Raw genomic sequence first — 23,119 nt, forward strand, 5'->3', positions numbered from 1 at the left:
GAATGGGTCATGAGTCTAGATGACCGGTCAAAATTCTTCTGGCCGAGAAAGAACGTGAAATAAAGAGCATAACTGCGACATGAGTCGGTTTGATATGGAAGACTCCGGAATTAGGGGGTCGCACCGTATAAAGCGGGTTTTCCATCTTAAATTTGAGAAAAGCCGTTTTTTCGAAAATTAAAGCGGAAAACCCGATTTAATTGAGCCGAATCGCCCCGGTAGCCGGAAATAAAGCGGGTTTCCCGCTTTATTGGCAATAGGATCGAAGGGGAGTGCAGAAGCGGACTCAGCGTAGAAGGTAAGTAAAGCAAGAGCGGAGAGAAAGGAGTCGAAGTGAAGTGGAAGAGAGAAAAAGGTTGTTCATCGGCGGTCGATGGCAGGAAGCGAGGAGCTGCGAGGAACTGAGGTCGCCTTACTCGGGGGAGATTATTGCTGAAGTCCCCGTCGCCGATAAAACGGAGACGGACGAAGCGATTCGCGCGGCCTGCGAGGCGAAAGCTGCGATGGCCGCTCTGCCGGCGCATGAGCGGGCGGCCATTCTGGAGCGGGTAGCCGCACTGCTCGACAGCCGCATTGAGGAAGCTGCGCGGCTGATCGTCCTGGAGGCGGCCAAGCCGATCAAGGCCGCCAGGGCGGAGATCGGCCGCACGGTGCAGACTTACAAGTTCGCCGCAGAAGAAGCGAAGCGAATCGGCGGAGAGACGATACCGCTCGATGCCGCTCCGGGAGGAGAAGACAGGTTGGCGTATACGGTGCGGGAGCCGTTGGGCGTTATCGGGGCGATCATGCCGTTTAACTTCCCGTTTAATCTGGTCGCGCACAAAGTCGGGCCCGCGATCGCCGCCGGCAATACCGTTGTGCTGAAGCCGGCCGAGCAGACGCCTCTGTCGGCGCTGTATATCGCCGAGCTGTTCGCGGAAGCCGGACTGCCTTCGGGGGCGCTGAACGTGGTGCCCGGGCACGGGGAGGTCGCAGGCGCCGTGATCGTGGAGGACGAGCGGGTCGCGATGATTACGTTCACCGGAAGTCCGGCGGTTGGCAAAAGCATACGAGCGAAAGCGGGACTAAAGCGCGTAACTTTGGAGCTTGGCTCCAATTCGGCGCTTATCGTCGACAGAGGCGTCGATCTCGATGCGATCATGCCGCGCTGCGTGACCGGCGCTTTCTCCAATCAAGGTCAGGTATGTATCTCTCTTCAACGGATTTACGTCCATGAGGAAGTTTACGAAAGCTTCGTCGAGAAGTTTGTAAAGGCGGCAAAACGCTTAAAACAGGGCGATCCGTTCGATCCCGAGACGGATCTGTCGGCGATGATATCTCCCCGTGAGACAGAGCGGGCACTGGGCTGGATTCGGGAGGCGAGGGACGAAGGAGCTAAAATTGCGACGGGGGGAGCCGTCAAGAACGGGATGCTCGAGCCGACCGTCATTACGGAGGCGGACCGGCAAATGAAGGTGTCGTGTCGGGAAGCGTTCGCTCCGCTCGTCGTAATCGGCAGCGTAAAGTCGGTGGACGAAGCGATCGGCGAGGTGAACGATTCGTCATACGGACTGCAGGCCGGCATCTATACGACCGATTTGTTTACGGCGCTTGGCGCGGCCGAGAGGCTGCGGGTAGGGGGCGTCATGATCAACGATATTCCGACGTTCCGCGTCGACCATATGCCGTACGGCGGCGTCAAGGAAAGCGGGACGGGGCGCGAGGGCGTCAAATATGCGGTCGAGGAGATGACGGAGACGAAATTGGTCGTCATCAACAAGCGCCTCGGTTAGCGGGAAGTCTATTTTTCCGGGGCCGACGGTTAAATAGAGCGAAAACAGGAAGAATGGTATTAAGCCGATTTTGTAAGGTTAACACTTGTCCAGACGGTTTTCGTTGACATCGATATGCCCCTGTGATAAATTATTTTAGTAACCTTAATGTGGTTTCTTATGCGCTGGCTCTGAATCATCGGCGAAACACCAGGAATTGTTGTCTTGATGGCTTGCCATCAGCCGGCAATTTCAAACTCAGCCTTGGTTCGCCAAGCTGGAGTTTCCGCTGAATGGTTGTATTTTTATGAAGTCATGGTCCCGGGAGGTGGAAGGGATGCGGGTGATCATCACGCTGGCTTGCACGAGCTGCAAGCAACGGAACTACACGTCGAGCAAGAATAAACGGACTCACGCCGATCGCATCGAGTTGAAGAAGTTCTGCAAATTTTGCAATGAACATACTCCTCATCGCGAGACGCGGTAACCCTAGGAGGTATGAACGTGACTTTCCTGGCTAAAATGAAGCAAAACTTTGGGTCCTTTTTTTCGTTTTTTGCCGATAGCTGGAACGAACTAAAGAAGGTCCGTTGGCCCAACCGGAAAGAACTCGTAAGCTACACTGTCATTGTTATTGTGACGGTGGTTCTGGTTACGATCTATTTCTGGGTGCTGGACATCGGTATTTCATCCCTCGTCGATATGATCATCTGACGCAGGAACCAAAGGTGGCTTTTCCATGGAGAAAAGATGGTACGTAGTGCACACGTACTCCGGGTACGAGAACAAAGTTAAGGCGAACCTGGAGAAGCGCGTGGAATCTATGGGTATGCAAGACAAAATCTTCCGCGTCCTCGTGCCGATGGAAGAAGAGATCGTCAACAAGGACGGCAAGAAAAAGACGGTTATGCGTAAAGTGTATCCGGGCTACGTCCTCGTAGAGATGATCCAGACGGACGATTCTTGGTATGTAGTCCGCAATACGCCGGGCGTTACCGGCTTTGTAGGCTCTACCGGATCGGGATCGAAGCCGACGGCGCTTCTGCCTGATGAAGTGGAAGGAATTCTGCGTCATATGGGCATGGACGAGCCGAAGCCGGCAGTCGATTTCGAACTGAAAGAGAACGTCCGCGTCAAAGTCGGTCCTTTCGCCAATTTTGTCGGATCCGTGGAAGAGATTCTCGCCGACAAGAGCAAGCTTAAGGTGCATGTCAACATGTTTGGCAGGGAAACCCCGGTTGAGTTGGATTTCACTCAAGTGGAGAAGATATAAGTTATCTTTGTGGTTCGGGTTTCTTGAAAGAGCGGGAGGGGCGAGAGTTCCGTTAAACCGCATTATGGGTCAGGGAGGTGTGCAACATGGCAAAGAAAGTGATTAAGCTGGTAAAGTTGCAAGTTAACGCGGGTAAAGCTAACCCTGCGCCGCCAATCGGTCCTGCGCTCGGTCAAGCTGGCGTTAACATCATGCAATTCTGTAAAGAGTTCAACGCTCGCACGGCGGATCAAGCCGGCCTGGTAATTCCGGTCGTTATTTCCGTTTACGAGGATCGTTCCTTCACGTTCGAGACGAAAACTCCTCCGGCAGCGGTACTGCTTCGCGTAGCGGCGGGAATCCAAAAAGGTTCCGGCGAGCCGAACAAGAAGAAAGTCGCTACGGTTAAGCGCGCGAAAGTTCGCGAGATCGCCGAGCAGAAAATGCAAGACTTGAACGCGGCTTCCGTTGAGGCTGCTATGCGTATGGTCGAAGGTACGGCTCGCAGCATGGGCGTAGCTATCGAAGACTAATCGCCTTAATGGCGGTTCGCGCGCCCGAATGGACGCGCAAGTGGGAGGAGATTCTGCCTGTTCCCTATTACGGGTGGCGGATCGAAACCGTTAATACCACAAAAGGAGGAGAACAACTTGGCAAAACACGGCAAGAAATACAATGAGTCCGCCAAGCTGATCGACCGCGACGCAACCTACGAATCGTTGGAAGCGATCGAGCTCGTGAAGAAAGCGGCAACGGCCAAATTCGACGAAACTGTCGAAGCGGCTGTCCGTCTCGGCGTTGATCCGAGAAAACAAGATCAAGCAGTGCGCGGCGTAGTCGTCCTGCCTCACGGCACCGGCAAAACGCAACGCGTCCTCGTATTCGCGAAAGGCGACAAGCTGAAAGAAGCTGAAGCTGCGGGAGCGGACTACGTGGGGGATGCCGACCTCATCAACAAAATCCAACAGGGATGGTTCGAGTTCGACGTCTGCGTCGCGACTCCGGACATGATGGGCGAAGTCGGTAAACTCGGCCGTATTCTCGGGGGCAAAGGCTTAATGCCGAACCCTAAGGCTGGCACCGTAACGAACGACGTTACGAAGGCTATCCAAGAGATCAAAGCCGGTAAAATCGAATACCGTCTGGACAAAGCCGGACAAATTCACGCTCCGATCGGCAAAGTTTCGTTCGACGCTGAGAAGCTGAACGAGAACTTGAAAGCTCTGATCGACGCGCTGAACCGTGCTAAGCCTGCATCTGCTAAAGGAATCTACCTGAAGAACATCGCGGTTTCTTCCACGATGGGACCAGGCGCTCGCGTTAACGTGGCGGTATATCGCTAATTCCTAAGCTGCTGGCAACAAACGGTCTTTGACATCGGACCGCTTTAATGGTAGTCTGATGAAGTTGACAAACGAATATGGATACCGTAGACCGTAGGTGCTTGGGGAGCGAGTATAATAGCGGCATTCGCCGACTATGAGACCGTCGCCCAGCTTAATTTCCTACCGAGGTGTGTGAATAGAGCTTATCTTGCGTGCCGGACGCCGTGTGCGTCCGCATGCAAGCAAGTCGTGCCATGCCTCCGCAACTTCTGTGGGGGCATTTCTTATGCCTCGGGACTTTGCGAGAGTATATACGGAGTTTATCCAAACCACTATAGGAGGTGCACACAATGGCAAATGCGAAAATCATTGCAGCTAAACAGCAGGAAGTCGACGCGATTGCAGCCAAGCTCCGCGAGAGCAGCAGCACGGTCGTTGCCGACTATCGCGGTCTGAACGTAGCTCAAGTGACCCAGCTCCGTAAGTTGCTGCGCGAAGCCGGCGTTGAATTCCAAGTTCTGAAGAACTCTCTGGTTAGCCGCGCTGCAGCAAGCGCGGACCTGAGCGATCTTGACAGCGTGTTGACCGGACCGACGGCTGTTGCATTCGGCGCCGACGCCGTAGCTCCAGCTAAGATCCTCAGCGATTTCGCGAAGAAGAACGATGCGCTGAAAATCAAAGGCGGTATCGTAGACGGAGTGTTCTACGACGCGGCTCAAGTGAAGGCGTTGGCGGATCTTCCTTCCCGCGAAGGCTTGCTGTCCATGCTGCTTAGCGTTCTTCAAGCTCCTGTCCGCAACTTCGCCCTCGCGGTTAAAGCGGTATCGGAGAAGAACGAAGCAAGCGCATAATCCCAATTTTCATCAAATTATGAAGATCAACTGATCTCAATACAATGGAGGATACACAAATGAGCAAAGAGCAAATCTTGGAAGCCATCAAAGCGATGACTGTTCTCGAACTGAACGACCTGGTTAAAGCAATCGAAGAAGAATTCGGCGTAACGGCAGCAGCTCCTGTAGCTGTAGTTGCAGGCGGCGCTGTTGAAGCGGCTGCTGAGCAAACTGAATTCGACGTTATCCTGACTGACGCTGGCGCTTCCAAAATCAACGTTATCAAAGCGGTTCGCGAGCTGACGGGCCTTGGCTTGAAAGAAGCTAAAGACCTCGTTGACAACGCACCGAAGCCAATCAAAGAGAAAGCGTCCAAAGAAGAAGCGGACGCAGTTAAAGCTAAGCTTGAAGAAGCTGGCGCTAAAGTAGAAGTAAAATAATAAGCGGGACCTCACGAACCCCTTGAAGATTTTCTTCGAGGGGTTTGTTCATGCGTAAAGTTGATCATGCTTAAATATGTGGTCAAAAGCGGGCTTTATGAACTCCCTCGCAAAGAAGGCATCCCTACAGAAGTGCGGAGGTGTCACACGAATGAACGATCATTACTATTCGGTCAAGCCTCAGTCGGCGAGCGATCGGCGCGTCTTCGAAACGACGCTGCGCGACGTTCGTCTGAGGCTGATGTCGGATGCTGGCGTGTTTTCGCGGGACGGGGTGGACTACGGCAGTCGGGCGCTGATCGAGCATATGGAGTTTCCCGCCGATGCGAAGGTGCTGGATATCGGATGCGGATACGGTCCGATCGGACTTGTTGCGGCCCGCCTTGCGCCGCAAGGACATGTCAAGCTGATCGATATTAACGAGCGGGCGGTTGAGTTGGCCAGACTGAATGCGGAAGCGAACGGAATAAGCAACGTCTCGTTCGCGCAGAGCGACCTGTACGAAGCCGTTCGGGAGGACAGCTTCGACATCATTCTGTCCAATCCTCCGATTCGCGCAGGCAAAGCCGTTGTTCACCGGGTGTTCTCGGAAGCTTTCGAAAGGCTGAATCCCGGAGGGGAGCTTTGGATTGTGATCCAGAACAAGCAGGGCGCTCCATCCGCGCGAGCCAAATTGGAAGAAATTTTTGGCGAGGAAGAAGTCGCGGAAGTCGCTAAGGACAAAGGATTTCGGATTTACAAGGCCAAAAAAACAAAAAGTGCATAAAAAAATTGACTTGACAAATTCGCTGTGGTATTATTAGAAAATGTCAGTATTAGGATGGGCTAATTGTCTTCAACACGGAAGCCCTCAAACTCAGGTCCTTTCCCAGGAATAACTTTGCATCAATTGGCGTATAATGGGTTTGTTTTGGGGTAAAGGCAGGGTGAGTTGCCATTGTGCCGCCTACCGGCGCATAAGTGGCTTTTCTTTATTTATGTGTTGAAGCAGACTTAAGGGGTGAGGTTAAGTTGGCAGGACATCTTGTTCAGTATGGCCGCCGTACGCGGCGCAGCTACGCCCGAATTAATGAAGTGTTGGACGTTCCCAACCTGATCGAAATCCAGCAGCAATCGTACCAGAAATTTTTGGACGAGGGTTTGCGGGAAATTTTTCAGGATATTTCGCCGATCTCCGATTTTACGGGCAACTTGGTGTTGGAGTTTATCGACTACAGCCTGGGAGAGCCCAAATATTCGGTTGACGAATCCAAGGAACGCGACGTCACCTTCGCGGCTCCGCTTCGCGTGAAAGTTCGGTTGCTTAACAAGGAAACCGGCGAAGTGAAAGAGCAGGAAGTGTTCATGGGCGATTTCCCGCTTATGACGGAGACGGGCACGTTCATTATCAACGGCGCGGAACGCGTTATCGTCAGTCAATTGGTGCGCTCCCCGAGTGTCTATTTCAGTACGAAAGTGGATAAGAACGGCAAGAAGAATTACACCGCCACCATCATCCCGAATCGCGGAGCCTGGCTTGAGCTTGAGACGGATGCTAAAGATATTATATACGTGCGGATCGATCGTACGCGGAAAATTCCCGTTACGGTGCTTCTTCGCGCGCTTGGTTTCGGAACAGACGCCGAAATTCTCGATCTGCTCGGACAAGACGATTACATTCGCAACACGCTTGAGAAGGACAACACGGATTCGACCGAGAAAGCGCTCATCGAGATATACGAGCGTCTTCGCCCGGGCGAGCCTCCTACGCTCGAGAACGCGCGCAGCTTGCTGATTGCTCGTTTCTTCGATCCGAAGCGTTACGATCTGGCGAACGTGGGCCGCTATAAGGTCAACAAGAAGCTGCATATCAAAAACCGCTTGTTCAACCAACGGCTTGCCGAGACGCTGGTCGATCCTTCGACGGGCGAGATCATCGCCGAAGCCGGCCAGATGATCGATCGCAGACTGCTCGATCAAATCTTGCCGATGCTTGAGAAGAATGTCGGCTTTAAGAACTATCGCGTTGTCGGCGGCGTTCAAGAAGCAGAGGATATTCCTCTGCAGACGGTCAACGTATTCTCTCCGCTGGAAGACGGCAAAGTCGTGAAGGTAATCTCCAACGGGATCATCGACAAGACGGTTAAGAACATTACGCCGGCGGATATTATCGCGTCGATCAACTACTTCATGAACCTGCTGCAAAGCATCGGCAACACCGACGACATCGACCACTTGGGCAACCGTCGTCTGCGTTCCGTCGGCGAATTGCTGCAAAACCAGTTCCGTATCGGTCTGTCCCGGATGGAGCGCGTCGTTCGCGAGCGGATGTCGATCCAGGACCAGAATGCGATCACGCCGCAAGCGTTGATCAACATTCGTCCGGTCATTGCGGCGATCAAGGAGTTCTTCGGATCTTCCCAGCTGTCGCAGTTTATGGACCAGACGAACCCGCTGGCGGAATTGACGCACAAGCGCCGTCTGTCCGCGCTCGGACCAGGCGGTCTCACGCGGGAACGCGCGGGCTTCGAGGTGCGGGACGTTCACAACTCGCACTACGGCCGGATGTGTCCGATTGAGACGCCGGAGGGACCGAACATTGGTCTGATCAACTCGTTGTCCTCCTTCGCGAGAATTAACGAGTACGGCTTTATCGAAGCGCCTTACCGCAAAGTTGATCCGAACACGAACCGCGTCACCGAAGAGATCGTCTACATGACCGCGGACGAAGAGGATAACTACATTATCGCGCAAGCGAATGCGTTGCTGAACCCGGACGGTACGTTCCAGGAAGAGAACATTATCGTACGCTACAACAAGCAGACCGATAATATCTTGACGATGCCGAGCGACCGGGTAGACTACATGGACGTTTCTCCGAAGCAGGTTGTGTCGGTCGCAACAGCGATGATTCCGTTCCTTGAGAACGATGACTCCAACCGCGCGCTGATGGGATCGAACATGCAGCGTCAAGCCGTTCCGCTGCTCATTCCGGAAGCTCCGTTTGTCGGAACGGGCATGGAGCATAAGTCTGCGAAGGACTCCGGGGTATGTATTGTATCCAAATACGACGGATATATCGAACGCGTGTCTGCCAATGAAATCCAACTGCGCCGCGTCGAGATCATCGACGGCAAGGAAGTCAAAGGCGACATTATCAAATACAAGCTGCAAAAGTTCATGCGTTCCAACCAAGGGACGTGCATCAACCAGCGTCCTCTCGTTCGCCGCGGCGACGTGATCAAGAAAGGCGACATTATGGCGGACGGTCCTTCTACGGACAAGGGCGAGCTCGCGCTCGGCCGCAACGTCGTCGTTGCCTTTATGACGTGGGAAGGCTACAACTACGAGGATGCGATCCTGCTCTCCGAAAGACTCGTTCGCGAGGACGTCTACACTTCGATTCACATCGAAGAGTACGAGTCGGAAGCGCGCGATACGAAGCTTGGGCCTGAAGAGATTACGCGCGACATCCCGAACGTCGGCGAAGACGCGCTGCGCAATCTCGACGAGCGCGGCATCATCCGCGTCGGCGCGGAAATCAGCGCAGGCGACATTCTCGTCGGCAAGGTTACGCCGAAGGGCGTTACCGAGTTGACGGCGGAAGAGCGGCTGCTGCATGCGATCTTCGGCGAGAAGGCGCGCGAAGTGCGCGATACGTCGCTGCGAGTACCGCACGGTACGGACGGCATCGTCGTTGACGTTAAAGTGTTTACCCGCGAGAACGGCGACGAGCTGCCTCCTGGGGTTAACCAGCTCGTGCGTGCCTATATCGCCCAGAAGCGGAAAATTTCCGAAGGCGACAAAATGGCCGGACGTCACGGAAACAAAGGGGTTATCGCCCGTATTTTGCCGGAAGAAGATATGCCGTTCCTGCCGGACGGAACGCCTGTACAGGTCGTTCTGAACCCGCTGGGGGTACCTTCCCGGATGAACATCGGGCAAGTGCTTGAGGTCCATCTCGGCATGGCATGTAAGCTGCTCGGCATCCACGCCTCTACGCCAGTATTCGACGGAGCGTCCGAACACGACGTCTTCGATACGATGGAAGAGGCCGGCATGGCGCGCAACGGCAAATGGCGCCTTCGCGACGGACGTTCGGGAGAACTGTTCGAACGCGAAGTTACTGTCGGCGTCATGTACATGATCAAGCTGGCGCACATGGTTGACGATAAGATTCACGCCCGTTCCACAGGTCCGTACTCGCTCGTTACGCAGCAGCCTCTCGGCGGTAAAGCCCAGTTCGGCGGCCAGCGCTTCGGGGAGATGGAGGTTTGGGCGCTCGAGGCTTACGGCGCGGCCTACACGCTGCAAGAGATTTTGACCGTCAAGTCCGACGATGTCGTCGGGCGCGTGAAAACGTACGAATCGATCGTTAAGGGCGAGAACGTACCGGAGCCGGGCGTTCCTGAATCGTTCAAAGTATTGATCAAAGAGCTCCAAAGCTTGGGCATGGACGTGAAGATCCTGTCCGGCGACGAGCAGGAGATCGAAATGAAGGAAATCGACGACGATGAGGATTCCGCGGGAGATAAGCTGAATCTGAACCTCGAAGGTTCCGAGGTTGGCGTCGAATAACTTTAGGATCCGAAATCTTAGCAACGATGAAGGAGGGCTTGCTCCTTGTTAGACGTCAATAACTTTGAGTTTATGAAGATCGGTTTGGCTTCGCCCGATAAGATCAGATCGTGGTCCAGAGGCGAAGTCAAGAAGCCGGAAACGATAAACTACCGGACGTTAAAACCGGAAAAAGAAGGCTTGTTCTGCGAGAAAATTTTCGGACCGACCAAGGACTGGGAATGTCATTGCGGCAAGTATAAGAGAGTGCGTTACAAAGGCGTCGTCTGCGATCGCTGCGGCGTCGAAGTCACCCGGGCTAAGGTGCGCCGCGAGCGGATGGGCCATATCGAGCTTGCCGCTCCGGTATCCCACATCTGGTATTTCAAAGGGATTCCTAGCCGCATGGGTCTGGCGCTGGACATGTCTCCTCGTTCGCTCGAGGAGATCATCTACTTCGCATCCTATGTGGTCACGGATCCGGGCGATACGCCGCTGGAGAAGAAACAGCTGCTCTCCGAGAAAGAGTACCGCAGCTACCGCGACAAGTACGGCTATGCGTTCCATGCCGGCATGGGCGCGGAAGCGGTCAAGAAGCTGCTGCAGGACATCGACCTCGATCGCGAGCTCGAGACGCTTAAGGAAGAGCTTCGCACGGCTCAAGGCCAACGCCGCAACCGTGCGATCAAGCGCCTGGAAGTTATCGAATCGTTCCGCAACTCCGGCAACCTGCCGGACTGGATGATTCTCGACGTGCTTCCGGTCATTCCTCCGGAGCTTCGCCCGATGGTCCAACTGGACGGCGGACGCTTCGCGACGAGCGACTTGAACGACCTGTATCGCCGCGTCATCAACCGGAATAACCGGCTGAAGAGATTGCTCGACCTGGGCGCTCCGGACATTATCGTGCAGAACGAGAAACGGATGCTTCAGGAAGCGGTCGACGCCTTGATCGACAACGGCCGCCGCGGCCGTCCGGTAACGGGACCGGGCAACCGTCCGCTGAAATCCCTCAGCCATATGCTGAAAGGAAAGCAAGGACGTTTCCGTCAAAACCTGCTCGGTAAGCGGGTCGACTACTCCGGTCGTTCGGTTATCGTTGTAGGCCCGAGCTTGAGAATGTACCAGTGCGGTCTTCCGAAGGAAATGGCGCTGGAGCTGTTCAAGCCGTTCGTGATGAAGGAGCTTGTGCTGAAAGGCTTGGCTCACAACATCAAGAGCGCGAAGCGCAAAGTCGAACGCGTCAGCCCAGAAGTATGGGACGTGCTGGAGGAAGTTATCAAGGAGCACCCCGTGCTGCTGAACCGCGCGCCGACACTGCACAGATTGGGCATTCAAGCTTTCGAACCGATTCTGGTCGAAGGCCGCGCAATCAAGCTTCACCCGCTCGTCTGTACGGCGTATAACGCCGACTTCGACGGCGACCAGATGGCCGTTCACGTGCCATTGTCGGCCGAAGCGCAAGCGGAAGCCCGCTTGCTCATGCTGGCTGCCGGCAACATCTTGAACCCGAAAGACGGCAAGCCGGTCGTTACTCCGTCGCAGGATATGGTACTTGGTTGCTACTACCTGACGATGGATAACAACAAATCTTACGGCTCCGGGTTTAAGTTCGCCAACGTTAACGAAGCGGTTTCCGCTTATCAACGCGGCACGGAAGGCGTTTCGCTGCACGCCCGCGTCGTTATTCCGGTTAAGGAACTGAAGAAGAAGACGTTCACGCCGGAACAGCAGGAAGCTCTGATCGTAACGACGATCGGCAAAATCATTTTCAACGAAATTTTCCCGGACACGTTCCCTTACATTAACGAGGCGACGAAAGAAAACCTCGTTAAAGGTACGCCGGATAAATATTTCATCTACGAAAAGGGCGCCGACCTCTCGAAGTTTATCGAGGATCCGGCCATCCCTGGAGCAGTAGGCAAAGAATATCTGGGCAACATCATCGGCGAATGCTTCCGTATTTACCATACGACGCAGACGTCGGTCATCCTGGATAACATCAAGCAGCTCGGCTTTACGTACTCGACGCGGGCGGGTATTACGATCGGCGTCTCCGACGTTATCGTACCTGAGGAGAAGCAAGAGATTCTCAAGAAGTCCGAAGAGCGCGTCAAAGTCGTTACAACGCAATATCGTCGCGGTCTGATCACGAACGAAGAACGCCGCGACCGCGTTATCGAAATCTGGAGCAAGACGAAGGACGAGATCACGGACATCCTGATGAAATCCATGGATCGCTACAACAGCATCATGCTGATGGTCGATTCCAAGGCGCGGGGCAACAAGTCGCAAATCACCCAGTTGGGCGGAATGCGCGGCTTGATGGCGAACCCGTCCGGACGGATTATCGAGTTGCCGATCAAGTCGAACTTCCGCGAAGGCCTTACCGTATTGGAGTACTTCATCTCCACGCACGGAGCGCGGAAAGGTCTGGCCGATACGGCTCTTCGTACCGCCGACTCGGGTTATCTGACTCGTCGTCTCGTCGACGTCGCGCAGGACGTCATCGTCCGCGAGGACGATTGCGGCACGGATAAAGGCATTACCGTTTCTCGGATCGAGGACGGCAAAGAGGTTATCGAAGATCTGTTCGACCGAATCGAAGGACGCTACGCGTTCGAGACGGTTCGCCATCCGGAGACGAAAGAGATCATTGCTCACCGCAACGATCTGCTCGATACGCCGAAGGCGGAAGAGATCGTTCGCGCGGGCATCAAGAGCATTCAGATTCGTTCCGTGCTTAGCTGCCGCGCCCGTCACGGCGTCTGTAAGCTCTGCTACGGACGCAACCTGGCGACTGGCAAGCAAGTGGAGATCGGCGAATCCGTCGGCATCATTGCCGCGCAATCGATCGGCGAGCCGGGAACGCAGCTCACGATGCGTACGTTCCACACCGGCGGCGTTGCCGGAGACGATATCACTCAAGGTTTGCCGCGTATTCAGGAGCTGTTCGAAGCGCGTAATCCGAAAGGTCAAGCGATCATCTCCGAGCTCGACGGCGTCATCAAGGAAATTCGCGAGACGAAGGACCGTCGTGAAATCGAGCTGCAAGGCGGAGCTGAATCGAAGATTTACCCGGTCAGCTACGGTTCGCGCATTCGCGTCGTGCAAGGCCAGCAGGTCGAAGCCGGCGACGAACTGACGGACGGCTCGATCGACCCTAAAGAAATGCTGCGCATCAAGGGCATTCGCGGGGTGCAGAACTACATTCTGCAAGAGGTACAGCGCGTATACCGGAACCAGGGCGTTGAGATCAACGACAAACATATCGAAGTTATGATCAAGCAGATGCTTCGTAAGATCCGCATCGTTGATCCCGGAGATACGCCGCTGCTTCCAGGCGCGTTTGTCGACTTGCATGAGTATGAAGCAGCCAACCGCGAAGCGATCCTCTCCGACAAAGAGCCTGCGGTTGCTCGCCCGGTACTGCTGGGGATTACGAAGGCGTCTCTCGAGACGGATTCGTTCCTGTCGGCAGCGTCCTTCCAAGAGACGACTCGCGTTCTGACCGATGCCGCTATCAAAGGCAAGGTCGACCGCCTGCTCGGACTCAAGGAGAACGTCATTATCGGGAAGCTCATTCCTGCAGGTACGGGAATGGCACGTTACCGCAACATCAAGGTCGTCTCGCCGTTTGACGAGCAAACGGATGAAGAGGCCGAGCTTGAGCCGGTAGGCGCGGAGTAAAATCGATAGACATAGAAGCGGATACCGTCAGCGGTATCCGCTTTTTTGCGAAATTCGCGCGCCTAACGAGCACCCCCACTTCATTTTAGAGCTGCCGGAGGTAAAAGGATGACGGACACCCCGCTTGTCGCTCTTGTCGATATTGAACGCCGCTTGTCCGGAAAAGTCGTATTAAACAAGCTGTCTCTGTCTATTCACCGCGGGGAAGTTATCGCGCTGCTAGGGCGCAACGGCAGCGGCAAAAGCACTCTTCTCAAAGTTATAAGCGGTCTTAGTCCGATCGAAGCGGGGGAGAGACGCTCCGCACTTCCGTATAAGCGAATCGGATTCGCACCGGATCGGTTTCCCAAACTTCGTTTTACGGCCGAAGAATATTTGCGAGCGATGTGCAAGATTAGAGGGATGAACCCCGCACAGTCGGAACAGCGTGTGGACGAATTGCTGGAACTGTTTCGGCTTCCTTCCAACTCCGGGCGTTTAAGGCATTACTCCAAAGGGATGCTGCAGAAAGTCAATCTGATGCAGGCCCTGCTGGAAGAGCCCGAGCTGCTGCTGCTCGACGAGCCGCTGTCCGGGCTGGACGAACGGACGCGTGAGGAGTTGACTGAAGCGTTAGCGGGCCTTAAGGCCAAAGGAATTGCGATCGTATACTCGTCGCACGAGCTCCACCTTGCGCAGCGGATCGCCGATCGGACCGTACGGCTGACGGAAGGGAAAATCACCATAGAGGAAAATGAAAAGATCGCTCCTATCCGCGTCAAAACAATCGATTTTCAACTGGAGGAGGAAGCGGCGCAACAGGTGTGCAACTTGATGACGGCGGATATTCGGTTACAGAGAGTGCGGGCGGGTTGGCGGGCCGTGGTCGAGGCTGGACAGGCCGACGCTTTCCTGCTTGCTATATTGAACTCCGGAGGCCGCATTCATTCCGTTGCGGATGAAGAAGGGAGGCCGGGAGCGAGATGATCGGAACGTTGCGTTTTGCTTTCCATGATTATGTCAGATCGTATCGCTATGTCGCACCGCTCTTGGCGTTCATGACATTCCTCATCTTCGTCTATACCGTTGTGCCGAATCCGGTGATGCCGAGTTACTCTATGACGGTCTCCTTGACGTTTTTGATTGCGGCTTGGCTAGGCTTCGGGTTCGTAGACGCTGAAGACGAAACGCAGCAGCTTGTCGGTGTACTGCATGCCGGAGGATGGATTACGTATTTTGTCGGCAGGTGGCTGCTTATGCTCGGAGTTGGCGCGTGTCTGACCATTTTTGCGACGTTCTACCCGATCTTATTCAACAAGTTCGACAGACAGCCTGGAGTCGAAGAAGTATTGTCGGCGTTGGCCGGTCACATGGGAATGGCGCTGCTGGGAGTCGGAATCGCCTATCTCTTCACTTGCAGACTGGTTGGAAAATTAAATTACGCCATTACGGGTTTGGTTCTGGTATTGAGTCTTTCCTTTGCCGCCGGCGGCATCCGGGAATCGCTTCCCGAAGGGCTGAGCTTTATCGCCTATTTGCTTCCTCCGGTATTTTCCCTGATCGATGCTTTTAATCGCTACGAAACCGCTTCGATGGCGGAGGCGGCTTACGCGCTGCTCGCTCCGCCGCTGTACAGTCTGATTTTATTGCTCGTTTATTTGCGACTGATGAAACGAAAGATGCTCTAGGGCGTGTCTGCACACCCGCTCGGGGGCGTCTTTCATCGCCTTTTCGCACCCTGCTGCGTCACATTTGCTTGACGTACCTCCGGTACGCCTTCACAAAAGTTCCTTGCATGGAACGAAAATTCGGCAATATCTGCTGTCCTCGGAGTATGCAGACACGCCTAAGTTGGAATCTAGGTTCTTGACACGTCATTTTCGAAGTGATAATATGTTCTAGTGTGTGCCAGAGGTGCGTCCATCCGACGTATCCTGACCGGTGCGGACCTGGGCGATGGTGAAGTGTTGTCGGCCGGCGATTCGCCGAGCCGCTTGAGAATAGGAATAACGGGTTTGATGCGGTTGACCGCTTGCGTGCGGATCTCCGGTCGGGCCCTTTCTCGTCTCTCAAAATGAACCACCTGGATCTGTGGGCTTCGCGACCGCGTCGATCCGATCGCTTATTCTTTATATTTTTTACCCGTCAAGGGAAGGGGGTGGCAACATGCCAACAATCAACCAGCTCGTTCGTAAAGGTCGTCAATCGAAGGTTGTAAAATCGAAATCGCCGGCGCTCCAAAGAGGTTTCAACGCTCTCAAACGCGTGGAAACGGATCTGAGCGCTCCTCAAAAGCGCGGGGTTTGCACCCGTGTAGGTACGATGACGCCGAAAAAACCGAACTCCGCTCTTCGTAAATACGCTCGTGTTCGCTTGACGAACCGCGTAGAGGTGACAGCCTACATCGGAGGAATCGGCCACAACCTGCAAGAACACAGTGTCGTTCTTGTACGTGGAGGCCGGGTTAAAGATCTTCCGGGTGTTCGTTACCACATCGTTCGCGGAGCATTGGATACGGCGGGAGTTAACAACCGTAAACAAGCTCGTTCCAAGTACGGAACGAAAAGAGCGAAAGCGAAGAAATCCTAATTCGTTACAGACGGCCTAAGCTGACTGAACGTTAAGAACGAGAAAGGAGGAACCTTAATGCCACGCAAAGGACCGGTTCCGAAACGGGACGTACTCCCGGATCCGCTGTACAACAGCAAACTGGTAACTCGCCTTGTTAACCGTATCATGATCGACGGTAAGAGAGGCGTAGCGCAACAATTGCTTTATGATGCGTTCAAATTGATTCAAGAGCGCTCCGGCAAAGACCCAATGGAGGTTTTTGAAGCGGCGATCAAGAATATCATGCCAGTGCTTGAAGTTAAAGCTCGCCGTGTAGGTGGAGCAAACTATCAAGTTCCGATCGAAGTTAAACCTGAGCGCCGCACGTCGCTTGGACTGCGTTGGCTCGTGAACTACGCACGCAATCGCGGCGAGAAAACGATGGAAGAACGTCTGGCAGCAGAAATTCTGGACGCTTCCAACAACACGGGCGCAGCAGTCAAGAAGCGTGAGGACACTCACAAAATGGCGGAAGCGAACAGAGCGTTCGCTCACTACCGCTGGTAATTTTCGCGAAGCTAGACATTTTGAAGGGAGACTATATTCATGGCTAGAGAGTTCTCCTTGCAAAATACGCGCAACATCGGGATTATGGCGCACATTGATGCGGGTAAAACCACGACTACTGAACGGATTCTGTTCTTTACCGGCCGTACTCATAAAATCGGCGAAGTGCACGAAGGCGCTGCGACGATGGACTGGATGGAGCAAGAACAAGAGCGCGGCATTACGATTACGTCTGCCGCAACGACTGCTCAGTGGAAAGGTCACCGCATCAATATTATCGACACTCCGGGTCACGTTGACTTTACGGTAGAAGTCGAGCGCTCCCTGCGCGTATTGGATGGGGCCGTTGGCGTTTTTAGCGCCAAAGAAGGCGTAGAGCCGCAATCCGAGACGGTATGGCGTCAAGCCGACCGTTACGGCGTACCGCGGATCGCTTACGTTAACAAGATGGACATCATCGGTGCAGACTACCTCAATGTTATCAACGACATGAGAGAGCGTCTGAACGCGAATGCGGTCGCAATTCAATATCCGATGGGTGCCGAAGATACGTTTATCGGCATGATCGACATCGTTGAGCGCGTCGCATACAAGTACACCGACGACAAGGGCAAAGCGCCGGACGAGATCGAAATTCCTGCGGAATATGCCGACAAAGTCGAAGAGCTGCGCGCTATTCTCGTAGAGAAGGTTGCAGAGCTTGACGAAGAGCTGACAATGAAGTATCTGGAAGGCGAAGAGCTTACCGTTGAAGAAATCAAAGCAGCTCTGCGCAAAGGCGTCTGCGAAGTGAAAATCTTCCCGGTCGTCTGCGGTACTTCCTACCGCAACAAAGGCATTCAGCCAATGCTGGACGCTGTAGTCGCTTACCTGCCTGCTCCGACGGACGTTCCTGACATCAAGGGCGTTCTGGACGACGGCACGGAAACGACGCGCAAGTCTTCAGACAGCGAGCCGTTCGCGGCGCTGGCGTTCAAAATCATGACCGACCCTTACGTTGGCCGTCTGACTTTCTTCCGCGTTTACTCTGGCGTACTGAACTCCGGTTCTTACGTTATTAACGCGACGAAAGGCAAACGCGAGCGTATCGGCCGTATTCTCCAAATGCACGCGAACAGCCGTCAAGAAATCGACATCGTCTACTCCGGAGATATTGCTGCGGCAGTAGGTCTGAAGGATACGACGACAGGCGACACGCTGTGCGACGAGAAGAATCCGGTTATTCTTGAGTCCATGAACTTCCCAGAGCCGGTTATCCAGCTTGCGGTTGAGCCGAAAACAAAGGCCGACCAAGACAAAATGGGTATCGCTCTGCAGAAGCTGGCTGAAGAAGATCCGACGTTCCGTGCTCACACGGACGAAGAAACCGGCCAAACGATTATCTCGGGGATGGGCGAGCTTCACCTCGAAATTCTCGTTGACCGTATGCTTCGCGAATTCAAAGTCGAGACGAACGTTGGTAAGCCGCAGGTTGCTTACCGCGAGACGTTCCGCACGCCGGCGAAAGTCGAAGGCAAATTCGTTCGTCAATCCGGCGGACGCGGTCAATACGGCCACGTCTGGATCGAGTTCGAACCTCAGGAGCCGGGTGCCGGCTTCGCGTTCGAGAACAAGATCGTCGGCGGCGTCGTACCGCGCGAATATATCGCTCCGGTACAAGCCGGTATCGAAGAGTCGATGAAGAACGGCGTACTTGCCGGCTTCCCGCTCGTAGATATCAAAGCAACGATCTTCGACGGATCTTATCACGACGTCGACTCCTCGGAGATGGCGTTCAAAATCGCCGGATCGATGGCGCTTAAAGCAGCGAAGGACAAATGTAATCCTGTGTTGCTCGAGCCGATCATGAAGGTTGAAGTAACGGTACCCGAAGAGTATTTCGGCGACGTTATGGGTATGCTGAGCTCCCGCCGCGGACGCATCGAAGGATCGGATATGCGTTTCGGCGCACAAATCGTTCGTGCGAAGGTGCCGTTGGCAGAGATGTTCGGATACTCCACAACTCTTCGTTCCGGTACGCAAGGTCGCGGTGTATTCTCGATGGAGCTGTCGCACTACGAAGAAGTGCCTAAATCCATCTCCGAAGAAATCGTGTCCAAGGCAAAAGGCTGAGCGTAAGTTTGCCTTTTCTGGAAAGCAGGCGGAGGGAGAATCGCTTGATGCGGCGCTCCCACGTCATTAAATAAAAAATCAAATCCTTTTACTCATTAAGGAGGAACAGTATCAATGGCTAAGGCTAAATTCGAACGTAACAAACCCCACGTGAATATCGGCACGATCGGTCACGTTGACCACGGTAAAACGACGACAACTGCTGCAATCACTTCGGTATTGAACAAAAAATACGGAAGCGGTGCTGCTGTAGCATTCGACCAAATCGACAAAGCTCCAGAAGAGCGCGAGCGCGGAATCACGATCTCCACGGCTCACGTTGAGTACGAGACGCCTAACCGTCACTACGCTCACGTTGACTGCCCAGGACACGCTGACTACGTTAAAAACATGATCACGGGCGCTGCTCAAATGGACGGCGCAATCCTGGTTGTATCCGCTGCTGACGGCCCAATGCCGCAAACGCGCGAGCACATCCTGCTCTCCCGTCAAGTAGGCGTTCCTTACATCGTCGTCTACCTGAACAAGTGCGACATGGTTGAAGACGAAGAGCTGCTCGAGCTGGTTGAGATGGAAGTTCGCGACCTGTTGAACGAGTATGAGTTCCCAGGCGACGACACTCCAATCGTTCGCGGCGCTTCCCGTGAAGCTCTGGCTAATCCAGACGGCCCTTGGGCTGACAAAATCGTTGAGCTGTTCGAAGCTATCGACAGCTACATCCCGACTCCTGAGCGCGCAACTGACAAGCCTTTCTTGATGCCGGTTGAGGATGTGTTCACGATCACAGGTCGCGGTACGGTTGCTACTGGCCGTGTTGAGCGTGGTATCATCAAAGTCGGCGACGAGGCTGAAATCATCGGCCTGCACGAAGAAACTCGCAAAACGGTTGTAACGGGCGTTGAAATGTTCCGTAAATTGCTCGACCAAGCTCAAGCTGGCGACAACATCGGCGCATTGCTCCGTGGCGTTGACCGTAAAGATATCGAGCGCGGTCAAGTTATCGCAAAGCCAGGTTCCGTTAAGCCTCACACGGAATTCACGGCTCAAATCTACGTTCTGACTTCTGCTGAAGGCGGCCGTCACAAGCCTTTCTTCACAGGCTACCGTCCGCAGTTCTACTTCCGTACGACGGACGTAACGGGCATCATCAACCTGCCGGAAGGCACTGAGATGGTTATGCCTGGCGATAACATCACAGTTACGGTTCAACTGATCTCCCCGATCGCTATCGAAGAAGGTACTCGCTTCGCTATTCGCGAAGGCGGCCGTACGGTAGGCGCAGGCGCAGTTGCATCCATCCAAAAATAAGAGCTTCAAAACAAAAATGTCCAAGGCTTTCAGCCTTGGACATTTTTTTTCTTCTATTATATATGTAATCAGTAAGCGAAAAATTTAGAGGTGCAGAGGCTCGTCGCAAGACCGCCGGAAGTGATTGTCGCAATGGACAGAAAAAACGTATCGAGCGAAAATAGAATTCCTCCTGCTCCGATCACAATCGCATCCATAATAAGAATCAGAAGGCCCACATTGATTTTCATCTTTTTCGCCAGCAGCTTGGCCAACAGGTCGACGCCGCCGGTGCTTGTGTCGAATTTTAGCAGTATTCCGAAGCCGATTCCGATAAACATTCCGCCCACAACCGAGGCGACGAAGGGGTGAACCGCAATAATAGGGGCAAACGGATTGTAGGGATCGAGGAGATCGATGGCGTAGGACAGAAATATCATTCCAAACAGGCTGTTGAAAAAAAAGCCTCGATCCTTAAACCAAGTATATACGAAGACAGGCAAACTGCATGCGATAAGGATAATGCCGACCTTGACTCCGAACAAATAATTGCTGATCAATGCGATTCCGATAAAACCTCCGTCGAGCACTTTGAGCGGCATAACGAAGAAGTCGATTCCTACGGCGATTAACAGACAACCGACCACGATAACGACAAGCTTTCGAAACGAGAGCAAAACCGATCATCCCTTTCATTCCCTGCCTGTCTTATTTATATGGAGAAGACAGGCGGAGAATGACGTTTAACTGGAAAAAAGGGGAAAAACGTTCTCTATTAGTGGCGCTTAAGGGAGTCGTCGTATGGATCGATATATAGCTTGTTCTGCGAGTCGACCTGTGCGAAATAGATTTTGTCCATAGAGACTCCGAGTTGACGGAGCTTGCTATTCAGCCAGTCGCGATTCAACCCGACTTTCTTCAAGGAGTCCTCCATAATTTTTCCGTCCATAATGACCGCCATATTGTACTTCTCGGGAGGCACCGGCAAGTTGATGTCGGAAGGAGTAAGCGGCTGGTATTCCTTTTTGAGCAGAACGTTCAGTTCTCCGCTAGTGTCCAGAATCGCGAAATCGACCTGAGCCACGTTAAACACGTTTTTTTTGCGCAGCATCTCCAGCAATTCGTCCGATGTGATTCGTTCTTCCCTCAAGTTATCTTCGAGAATTTTCCCGTTCCTCATTAAGATGGTCGAGGTACCGTCCAGGAAGTCGCGCGCCCTTTTGCTTTTCAACTGTAGAACTTCAATGCCATACGAAATGCTTACCCACACGACAAGAGCCACAATGCCGATGTACCACTCTGAATCGGTATCGAGCGACAAGTAGGCCGCCAGGTTGCCGATCGAAATTCCCGTTATGTACTCGAATAGCGACAGTTGCGACACCTGCCTCTTTCCAAGAATCCGAGTGATAATAAATAAGACGGCGACAGCCATAAAAGTTCGAAGCGTAATCTCCAGCCATGTCGGCATACCGATTCCTCCATTAAAGGGTTGCTGTGCTGCAAACCGAAGTGTAGACGTTCATTGCATCAGTGTCTCCAAAAATATCGCCCTCATGTATGTGCTGCGATGAGAAGACGAAGGGGCAAATCGGATCGGATCGGTACGTTTTTAATTTATGAAAATTATTTGTTGCATTTGCATGGGCAGATCGCTATAATAGTGAATGTTGGTCTGTGACTGTGCGCTGATGTGAGAGGTTGCCGACACACCCGGCCCCTTTGCCATAAGGGTGGCCAACAGGTGCAAGTCGGGTTATTCTCACGGAGTATGTCCGATTCCAAAATTGGGCGAATGAAGGAGGGAATTCTATGGCAAAGCAAAAAATCCGCATCCGTTTGAAAGCCTACGATCACCGTGTTCTCGATCAATCCGCGGAGAAAATCGTAGAAACTGCAAAACGTACTGGTGCAGGTGTGTCGGGTCCAATCCCGCTGCCGACTGAAAAGCAGATCATCACGATTCTGCGTGCGGTCCACAAGTACAAGGACTCGCGTGAACAGTTCGAAATGCGTACGCACAAGCGTTTGATTGATATCGTCAATCCGACGCCGCAAACGGTAGATGCGCTGATGCGCCTTGATCTGCCGTCTGGCGTCGATATCGAAATCAAACTGTAATAAGGCCTGGAGCCAAACAGATTCATCAAGAAAAGAGGTGTCAACATGTCAGGAATCTTGGGACGTAAACTCGGAATGACGCAAATCTTCGCAGCGGACGGCAGCGTAGTGCCTGTTACTGTAGTAGAAGCGACTCCGAACATCGTATTGCAAAAGAAAACTGCGGATAACGACGGATACGAAGCAGTTCAGCTCGGCTTCGCGGACAAACGCGAAAAGCTGGCTACCAAACCCGCGATCGGCCACGCAAAGAAGGCAGGCACGGGCCCCAAGCGCTTCATCCGCGAAGTTAGCGGACTTACGCCAGCAGAAGTTGAAGTTGGTCAGGAACTTAAAGTTGACCAATTCTCCGAGGGCGATATTGTTGACGTAACGGGGATTTCCAAAGGTAAAGGAACTGTAGGCGCCATTAAGCGTTGGGGCTTTGCCCGCGGCAAAATGACGCACGGTTCGAAATTCCACCGCGGTAACGGTTCGCTCGCGACGATTCGTGACGCAAACCGCGTGCCGAAAGGTAAGAAGATGCACGGTCGCATGGGCCGCGAGACGATCACGGTTCAAAACCTGGAAATCGTCAAAGTCGACGCAGAGCGCAATGTGCTGCTGATCAAGGGCTCCGTACCGGGCGCTCGCAACAGCTATCTCAAAATCCGCACAGCGGTGAAGAAATAATTCG

General features: G+C 53.6%; 21 protein-coding genes and 1 other annotated feature. Of the genes, 19 read left to right on the forward strand and 2 right to left on the reverse strand.

The features are described 5' to 3' along the window. Positions 1–338 precede the first annotated feature (338 nt). The 17 genes from DFP98_RS36305 (at position 339) to tuf (ending at position 20,343) form a co-directional block, all read left to right on the forward strand. A complete protein-coding gene (locus DFP98_RS36305; protein WP_116065540.1) occupies positions 339–1,772 on the forward strand; it encodes an aldehyde dehydrogenase family protein in 1,434 nt (477 codons plus the stop codon). A 316-nt stretch (positions 1,773–2,088) separates the two neighbouring features. Next, positions 2,089–2,238, forward strand: coding sequence for a 50S ribosomal protein L33 (rpmG, locus tag DFP98_RS36310; RefSeq protein ID WP_094050645.1), 150 nt, complete (start codon positions 2,089–2,091; stop codon positions 2,236–2,238). Positions 2,239–2,255: 17 nt separating this feature from the next. After that, entirely contained in the window at positions 2,256–2,465 is a 210-nt protein-coding gene (gene secE / locus DFP98_RS36315; RefSeq protein WP_116065541.1) for a preprotein translocase subunit SecE, read from the forward strand. 25 nt (positions 2,466–2,490) lie between these two features. Continuing rightward, positions 2,491–3,024: a transcription termination/antitermination protein NusG gene (nusG, locus tag DFP98_RS36320; RefSeq protein WP_116065542.1), complete on the forward strand. Its 534-nt coding sequence runs from the start codon at positions 2,491–2,493 to the stop codon at positions 3,022–3,024. 86 nt (positions 3,025–3,110) lie between these two features. Beyond that, positions 3,111–3,536: a 50S ribosomal protein L11 gene (gene rplK / locus DFP98_RS36325; protein WP_116065543.1), complete on the forward strand. Its 426-nt coding sequence runs from the start codon at positions 3,111–3,113 to the stop codon at positions 3,534–3,536. Positions 3,537–3,653: 117 nt separating this feature from the next. Next, positions 3,654–4,346: a 50S ribosomal protein L1 gene (gene rplA, locus DFP98_RS36330; RefSeq protein WP_116065544.1), complete on the forward strand. Its 693-nt coding sequence runs from the start codon at positions 3,654–3,656 to the stop codon at positions 4,344–4,346. Positions 4,347–4,412: 66 nt separating this feature from the next. Then, positions 4,413–4,622: a sequence feature (ribosomal protein L10 leader region), on the forward strand. A 56-nt stretch (positions 4,623–4,678) separates the two neighbouring features. Then, a complete protein-coding gene (gene rplJ / locus DFP98_RS36335) occupies positions 4,679–5,179 on the forward strand; it encodes a 50S ribosomal protein L10 (protein WP_116065545.1) in 501 nt (166 codons plus the stop codon). A 59-nt stretch (positions 5,180–5,238) separates the two neighbouring features. Then, complete coding sequence (rplL, locus tag DFP98_RS36340) at positions 5,239–5,601, forward strand: 50S ribosomal protein L7/L12 (RefSeq protein WP_116065546.1); 363 nt, start codon at positions 5,239–5,241, stop codon at positions 5,599–5,601. Positions 5,602–5,752: 151 nt separating this feature from the next. Further along, positions 5,753–6,367 carry a class I SAM-dependent methyltransferase gene (locus DFP98_RS36345; RefSeq protein WP_116065547.1) on the forward strand — a complete coding sequence of 205 codons (615 nt, stop codon included), beginning with the start codon at positions 5,753–5,755 and terminating at the stop codon, positions 6,365–6,367. Positions 6,368–6,612: 245 nt separating this feature from the next. Then, positions 6,613–10,158 (forward strand): DNA-directed RNA polymerase subunit beta, encoded by a 3,546-nt coding sequence (gene rpoB, locus DFP98_RS36350; protein ID WP_116065548.1) that lies wholly within the window; start codon positions 6,613–6,615, stop codon positions 10,156–10,158. A gap of 45 nt (positions 10,159–10,203) precedes the next feature. Next, positions 10,204–13,827 (forward strand): DNA-directed RNA polymerase subunit beta', encoded by a 3,624-nt coding sequence (gene rpoC, locus DFP98_RS36355; protein ID WP_116065549.1) that lies wholly within the window; start codon positions 10,204–10,206, stop codon positions 13,825–13,827. A gap of 108 nt (positions 13,828–13,935) precedes the next feature. Beyond that, on the forward strand, positions 13,936–14,793 hold the full coding sequence (locus DFP98_RS36360; protein ID WP_116065550.1) for an ATP-binding cassette domain-containing protein: 858 nt from the start codon (positions 13,936–13,938) through the stop codon (positions 14,791–14,793). Continuing rightward, complete coding sequence (locus tag DFP98_RS36365; RefSeq protein ID WP_116065551.1) at positions 14,790–15,494, forward strand: hypothetical protein; 705 nt, start codon at positions 14,790–14,792, stop codon at positions 15,492–15,494. Before DFP98_RS36360 ends, DFP98_RS36365 begins: the two co-directional genes overlap by 4 nt. A gap of 478 nt (positions 15,495–15,972) precedes the next feature. Then, complete coding sequence (gene rpsL / locus DFP98_RS36370; RefSeq protein WP_116065552.1) at positions 15,973–16,395, forward strand: 30S ribosomal protein S12; 423 nt, start codon at positions 15,973–15,975, stop codon at positions 16,393–16,395. A gap of 57 nt (positions 16,396–16,452) precedes the next feature. Then, positions 16,453–16,923 (forward strand): 30S ribosomal protein S7, encoded by a 471-nt coding sequence (gene rpsG, locus DFP98_RS36375; protein ID WP_116065553.1) that lies wholly within the window; start codon positions 16,453–16,455, stop codon positions 16,921–16,923. A 39-nt stretch (positions 16,924–16,962) separates the two neighbouring features. Then, positions 16,963–19,035, forward strand: a complete 2,073-nt coding sequence (gene fusA / locus DFP98_RS36380) for an elongation factor G (RefSeq protein ID WP_116065554.1) — start codon at positions 16,963–16,965, stop codon at positions 19,033–19,035. Positions 19,036–19,149: 114 nt separating this feature from the next. Further along, the gene (gene tuf, locus DFP98_RS36385; RefSeq protein WP_116065555.1) at positions 19,150–20,343 is read left to right on the forward strand and encodes an elongation factor Tu; all 1,194 of its coding nucleotides are present in this window, start codon (positions 19,150–19,152) and stop codon (positions 20,341–20,343) included. A gap of 68 nt (positions 20,344–20,411) precedes the next feature. Here the strand turns inward: tuf and DFP98_RS36390 are convergent, their stop codons facing one another. Both DFP98_RS36390 and DFP98_RS36395 read right to left on the reverse strand, forming a co-directional pair. Continuing rightward, entirely contained in the window at positions 20,412–20,999 is a 588-nt protein-coding gene (locus DFP98_RS36390) for a YitT family protein (protein WP_116065556.1), read from the reverse strand. A 98-nt stretch (positions 21,000–21,097) separates the two neighbouring features. Continuing rightward, positions 21,098–21,793, reverse strand: coding sequence for a DUF421 domain-containing protein (locus DFP98_RS36395; RefSeq protein ID WP_116065557.1), 696 nt, complete (start codon positions 21,791–21,793; stop codon positions 21,098–21,100). A gap of 341 nt (positions 21,794–22,134) precedes the next feature. On the opposite strand from DFP98_RS36395, the gene rpsJ reads away from it, so the two are divergent. Together rpsJ and rplC are read left to right on the forward strand one after the other, a co-directional pair. Continuing rightward, positions 22,135–22,443, forward strand: coding sequence for a 30S ribosomal protein S10 (gene rpsJ, locus DFP98_RS36400; protein ID WP_116065558.1), 309 nt, complete (start codon positions 22,135–22,137; stop codon positions 22,441–22,443). 45 nt (positions 22,444–22,488) lie between these two features. Then, positions 22,489–23,115 carry a 50S ribosomal protein L3 gene (rplC, locus tag DFP98_RS36405; RefSeq protein WP_116065559.1) on the forward strand — a complete coding sequence of 209 codons (627 nt, stop codon included), beginning with the start codon at positions 22,489–22,491 and terminating at the stop codon, positions 23,113–23,115. Positions 23,116–23,119: the final 4 nt, after the last annotated feature.

It is taken from the genome of Cohnella phaseoli, assembly GCF_003386235.1.
Taxonomy (GTDB): domain Bacteria; phylum Bacillota; class Bacilli; order Paenibacillales; family Paenibacillaceae; genus Cohnella; species Cohnella phaseoli.

What these genes read in the sequence shown, in the direction of transcription:
- DFP98_RS36365 (WP_116065551.1), top strand. Translation starts at nt 14,790, where the DNA reads ATGATCGGAACGTTGCGTTTTGCTTTCCATGATTATGTCAGATCGTAT.
- fusA (WP_116065554.1), top strand. Translation starts at nt 16,963, where the DNA reads ATGGCTAGAGAGTTCTCCTTGCAAAATACGCGCAACATCGGGATTATG.
- nusG (WP_116065542.1), top strand. Translation starts at nt 2,491, where the DNA reads ATGGAGAAAAGATGGTACGTAGTGCACACGTACTCCGGGTACGAGAAC.
- tuf (WP_116065555.1), top strand. Translation starts at nt 19,150, where the DNA reads ATGGCTAAGGCTAAATTCGAACGTAACAAACCCCACGTGAATATCGGC.
- rpsG (WP_116065553.1), top strand. Translation starts at nt 16,453, where the DNA reads ATGCCACGCAAAGGACCGGTTCCGAAACGGGACGTACTCCCGGATCCG.
- DFP98_RS36395 (WP_116065557.1), bottom strand. Translation starts at nt 21,793, where the DNA reads ATGCCGACATGGCTGGAGATTACGCTTCGAACTTTTATGGCTGTCGCC.
- rplK (WP_116065543.1), top strand. Translation starts at nt 3,111, where the DNA reads ATGGCAAAGAAAGTGATTAAGCTGGTAAAGTTGCAAGTTAACGCGGGT.
- rplC (WP_116065559.1), top strand. Translation starts at nt 22,489, where the DNA reads ATGTCAGGAATCTTGGGACGTAAACTCGGAATGACGCAAATCTTCGCA.
- rpsJ (WP_116065558.1), top strand. Translation starts at nt 22,135, where the DNA reads ATGGCAAAGCAAAAAATCCGCATCCGTTTGAAAGCCTACGATCACCGT.
- DFP98_RS36345 (WP_116065547.1), top strand. Translation starts at nt 5,753, where the DNA reads ATGAACGATCATTACTATTCGGTCAAGCCTCAGTCGGCGAGCGATCGG.
- rplL (WP_116065546.1), top strand. Translation starts at nt 5,239, where the DNA reads ATGAGCAAAGAGCAAATCTTGGAAGCCATCAAAGCGATGACTGTTCTC.
- rpmG (WP_094050645.1), top strand. Translation starts at nt 2,089, where the DNA reads ATGCGGGTGATCATCACGCTGGCTTGCACGAGCTGCAAGCAACGGAAC.
- DFP98_RS36360 (WP_116065550.1), top strand. Translation starts at nt 13,936, where the DNA reads ATGACGGACACCCCGCTTGTCGCTCTTGTCGATATTGAACGCCGCTTG.
- rplJ (WP_116065545.1), top strand. Translation starts at nt 4,679, where the DNA reads ATGGCAAATGCGAAAATCATTGCAGCTAAACAGCAGGAAGTCGACGCG.
- rpsL (WP_116065552.1), top strand. Translation starts at nt 15,973, where the DNA reads ATGCCAACAATCAACCAGCTCGTTCGTAAAGGTCGTCAATCGAAGGTT.